This window comes from Brachybacterium vulturis, from assembly GCF_043641765.1.
In the GTDB taxonomy this organism is placed as follows: domain Bacteria; phylum Actinomycetota; class Actinomycetes; order Actinomycetales; family Dermabacteraceae; genus Brachybacterium; species Brachybacterium vulturis_A.
The window spans coordinates 1-1,473 of record NZ_JBHZRO010000047.1 but is presented as its reverse complement, the minus strand read 5'-3'; the positions used below and the strand labels follow the sequence as shown (position 1 = coordinate 1,473).

The following is a 1,473-nucleotide window of genomic DNA, read 5'->3' as shown; positions in this document are numbered from 1 at the left end:
GCGTCGGTAGGCGTTGGCGCGCTGCTCCGCGGCCCGTTCCGCGCGGGGGCGGGCCTGCTCCTCGGCATGGAGGCGCTTCGCGTCCTCGTCGGCGCGTTGATGGACTCGCCAGGCCCGTTCGAGTGCTTGGACGGTGTGTGGGGTGAGGAGATCCGTGTTCTCCCTGGTGCGGGTGCGAACCTGGCCGGCGATGCTCCAGGTCGTCTCCTGTGGCCCTGCGGTGGTGGCCCCGTCCCCGCTGCCGGGGTCGTCCTCCGGGTCGCGGTTGGGGTCGATCAGTCCGGCGGTCTTGAGCTTGTGGTGCAGCCAGCAGAGCCGGTGGAGGTTCCACAGGCTGGTCTGGCCACCCTTGCCGGGGTGGTCATGGTCGTATTCGATGATGTGGTCATCCTCCGCCGCGATCACCGTGGCCCGCGTGCAGCCGGGCACGGCGCAGACGGGGTGGCGCAGCCGCAGCTGGAGCCGCATCTGCGCGGTCGGATGGTAGGTCTGGGCGGTCACGGGCAGGTGGGCGCCGGTGAGGGGGTCGGTGAGGATCCGCTGCCAGGTCGTCTCTCCCGCCGCGAGCTGTCTCGCCTGCTCCGCGGGGATCGGCGTCATCCCCTCCAGCATCGCAGGTGCATCATCGACTCCCAGCAGCGTGGTCGCCGGGACGGTGACCAGGATCCTGAACGGGCTGGAGGTCTCCTGGACGGGATCGATGTCCAGGACCGAGTGGACCAGGATCGCGTACCGCAGCGTCCGCAGCGAGAGGGCTCTGCCGCGCTCGTGGAGATTCTCATCGAGATCGAAGGGCAGCGGGCCCTCGGCGCCGTCCTCGAGGCCGGCACGCTGGGCCTTCTGGACGGTGCGGGAGGCGATGTCGAGCCGGTGGGCGAGGGCCTGGATCTCCGGGATCGGACCGGTGACGTACAGCGAGGCGGTCCCGGTCTCGGTGTTGACGTCCACGATCTCCACATCCCGCGACTCCGACGGCGGCGTCGGCAGCGTGCCCGCGGTCGCGAGCGCGACGGCGAGGGTGACCTGCTTGTCGAAGGTCGCCTTCGACACCGATGGGATCTCCACGCCGGACATATGGGCGTCGACCTGCCGGACCTGGTCCTCGGTCAGGCGACGGACGTGTCGGAGCAGGGAGTGATGCCAGGCCTCGGGCAGATCCCCGGCCCGCAGGTGCTCGAACGTCAAGGGCATCCACTCCACGGCGGTGTGGGCGTCGGTGACCTGTGCTCGGGCGTGGAAGCAGCTGCACCGCAGTCCGGTCGCGACCTTCAACGCCGTCACCTCCGCGTCATCCAGCAGCCCCTGCACGGCGGGGTCCTCACGGAAGAACGTCGAGAGCTGACGGAGCTGATGGGCGTAGAGCCGGGCACGGGTCTTCATCGTCCGATGCATCGACAGCACCCGGGCTGCTTCGAGGCTGCCCGGCTCCACCTCCTCCAGGATGTACTCCTCGGACAGTGCGCGCCGCGCCCG

Annotated in this window: 1 protein-coding gene; it reads right to left on the bottom strand. The window is 70.1% G+C overall.

Going from position 1 to position 1,473, the window contains the following annotated elements; all coding sequences use genetic code 11:
• A partial coding sequence (locus tag ACHUEU_RS16455) for an HNH endonuclease signature motif containing protein (protein ID WP_394217164.1) occupies positions 1 to 1,473 on the bottom strand: 1,473 nt, incomplete at both ends.